This is a genomic window from Candidatus Zixiibacteriota bacterium (assembly GCA_040752815.1).
In the GTDB taxonomy this organism is placed as follows: domain Bacteria; phylum Zixibacteria; class MSB-5A5; order GN15; family FEB-12; genus JAGGTI01.
Genome location: JBFMGC010000103.1, coordinates 1 through 3,055, shown reverse-complemented (window position 1 = coordinate 3,055; position 3,055 = coordinate 1). Strand labels below are relative to the sequence as shown.

2 protein-coding genes are annotated in these 3,055 nt (G+C 55.2%); one reads left to right on the top strand and one right to left on the bottom strand.

Annotation, left to right across the window (positions count from 1 at the left end):
- A partial coding sequence (locus AB1772_13275; GenBank protein MEW5797311.1) for an MBL fold metallo-hydrolase occupies nt 1-200 on the top strand: 200 nt, incomplete at its 5' end.
- 58 nt (nt 201-258) lie between these two features.
- Here the strand turns inward: AB1772_13275 and AB1772_13270 are convergent.
- Complete coding sequence (locus tag AB1772_13270) at nt 259-2,757, bottom strand: hypothetical protein (protein ID MEW5797310.1); 2,499 nt, start codon at nt 2,755-2,757, stop codon at nt 259-261.
- Nucleotides 2,758-3,055: the final 298 nt, after the last annotated feature.

The window sequence follows — 3,055 nt, the reverse complement described above, 5'->3', positions numbered from 1 at the left end:
GCAGGACGGGGATGAGCGAGGCTTTTCTGGACTGGCTCAAACCCCAACTTGCGGTTATTTCCGTCGGAAAAAATGCGTATGGACACCCGGCGTCAGAGATCCTCCAAATGTTAGCAGACAGAGAGATTCGAGTGCTAAGGACAGATAATCATGGTGATAAAGAGATTATTTCGGATGGAAAATTTTGGACGGTCAGATAGGGAGGCCCGTCCGCCAATCGCCTTCGGCAATAGCCGATGGCGGTCGGGCGATGATGGTCTACTGGGGAGTCGCCGATGCGGTTGCGGTAGATGGTATCGCCTGATTCAATAAGATGAGCCAGTCTACCGTCGCACCTGCGGGGGCCGCGGTAGAGAACTGGATGGTGAACCCACCCGTCGTTTTGGCGGCAACCCAAACGCTGGTGTCCCAGCTGGGGGTAGCAAAGACACTATAGTTGGTGTCGGTTGCCGTAAGCTCCGCAACCTCCAATGATGTGTTGCCCTCCGATACCGCCACCGACGTACCCAAGCTGTTAGTCGTGAGTTGTACCGGTCCAAGCAGTCGGGTGGCGCCTTCTATGGTCAGATTGCCGGTAAACGTAGCACTTCCGGACGCGTCGATTTTGGCCACCACGCGGTCATCGGTGCCGCGGATGAGGAGATCTCCGAAGCCTCTGGTCGGAAGCGATGAGGGCGAGGCGGCAAGATCGGGGATAGGTCGGGCCAGGTCTATCGTGAGATTGCCATCCCCAAGCGGAGCGAGCGTATTGGTCCCCAAAACGCCAGCAACCGTCGTGTTGCCGGAGACGGCGACATCGCCTCGGAAAAAGATGCGTCGCAGCGTATCGATGAGCACCGTGCCGTCCAAGATATCTACGTTGGCAAGCCGGTTTTTCTGGATGTAGAAGGTATCACTTAGTGTCTCTACCACGTTATCGGCAAACCGGATGACACCGTCTATAAGAAGCGAGCCGGTGATGGTCGTGCGCGAGAGCATCGTATCGCCAAGGACAAACAGGCTGGTGTTGACCGTGATCGTGTCGTTTTCTACCTGCACGGCAGCGGCAAGAGCAGCGCTTTCCGAACTTGCTACGATGATTGGCGGCGGGGCGATGTGTGACGAGGCGCTGCTTACCGTAAGCAGATTCGTTTCGAGCGATGCAAAGCGGTCATTCAAGTCCCCGAATGAGGTTTGGATGCGATCGGCATACAACATACCGGAGATCGTGGCGTCGTCATGGACCACGAGTGTGTCGGCGTGCAGTTCTCCGGAGAACGTGGCATTCCCCAGACTATCAAAGCTCGCCGACGGCGTTCCTTCATGGTTGGTGATGGTAAACGTTTGGGTACTTCCCAGTCGTACGGCAATCCCGGCGGAATCGCTCGCGATGGGGGAGAGGGTATCGGTTTGGATCGCGTTCGATCGGATCAGTCCGGCTCGTATCGTACTGCTGACCAGTTCCGAGAACGCGCCGATGCGTTCGATCACCGATTCAGCGCCGTCGATGGCGACCCGCACGATGCGGAAAACCTCGTTGATTTTGGTAACGATGAGTCCGTCGGAGGATGTCAACTGGGTATCCGGATCAAACCAGGACGTGTTGATGTACGCCTCCACTGTACCGGTACAAGGGGCATCCGGCTGCCCCAATGCGGTGGCGTCTTCGGTTGTAGGACACGAGAAGTTCTGCAGGGCTTTGGCAATGATGGTACCAGCTTTGGTTGCCTTGATCCCCACACCCGGGATATTGGAGGAGGTAATCGGGTCGCCGACTGCAATCGGACCGTTGGCGGTTGAGACCTTGATTGGGACGCGCCCGGCCAAGGCAACGGCAGGCCGGTCGGGACTATTGCGGCTTGCAGCGTTAAAGTTGAGGTCGACGAGGTTGCTATCCATGACGATAGCCGGGTTGGTGGTGACGACGCCGATGAGCTTCTGGTCATACGGAATCCGTGACAGCGCTACTGTTGCCTCTCCATTTACCGGCGGGTCGGTAACGGAGAGAATGTCACCCGGGTAGACCGGCTCGCTACTTCGGTACCGCTCGGCAATATCAGCTCCTCCGACAGAACTTGCCCACGTTGCGCCATATCTGGCAATGTAGGTATTGGTCTTCGTACTGCCTCGGCTAAAGTCAAACTTAACCGTAAGGTAACTTCCGGCCGCGGGGAAGGAGAAGCTGTACTCGCGCTCATCTGGATCCTGGTTGGTGTCGGTTTGAATCCACGTCCCCAACACCCAACCGCTCCCGCTGTCACAAGCGGATTTAGAGGAGTACGCATTACACGCGTAGACATTGATTGCCGAGGTCGAATCTTGTGCATCCGTGGCAAATGAGGTCCACAGGTAGGCAAATTTCGTCGAGGAAGCCAGGGTCTGGGTTTCACTGAAAAGCGAGCCGGTCAGGGCGTTGGCATTATTATCCGGCGCCATGGATTTGACGCCGCTTGCGGCACTACCCACTGCTTCGAGCTGATATCCGACCCCAAGACTCGTCACGTCTTCATCAATTAGCAACGTGCCGCCGCTTGGGACATTGGCAGAGGAGTTATATGTTTTGATATTAGTATCACTATTTAACTGGATCTTTGATAGTGCGCCGAGTGTAGTTGAGTTAGTGCCAACGTACATGTATTGATTATTGAAGTCCGGCTGGGCTACTCCGACGGTATTGGTGCCGGTTGAAATATATCCCAGTTGTTGATTCGCATCCGCCGCCCCGCCACCTAAGCCCGTTCCATGACTTTGCAGCGCGCGATAGCCCACCTGGTACATGTTTTTTATCTGGCCGGCGGTAAGAGCTGTGGCGGTAAAGAACGGTTCGTCAATATAACCGGCAAAATAATCGGCAAGAACACCAGAGGAATAACGGGCTCCGATTGATAGATTGGTTGCCGTATTTGAGGTAGTTCCGGTTTGTGTGTCTGTGGCATCAAGCTGACCGTCTATAGTCCCCGCAAATCAAATCTCCCACTACTATAAGATCTGATTGTCTGGTACGCTGGATAGGTGGTAGATCCTGTCCAAATCACCAGTGATGAACGGTCTCTCCTGCTTGATCATTACCGGAAAG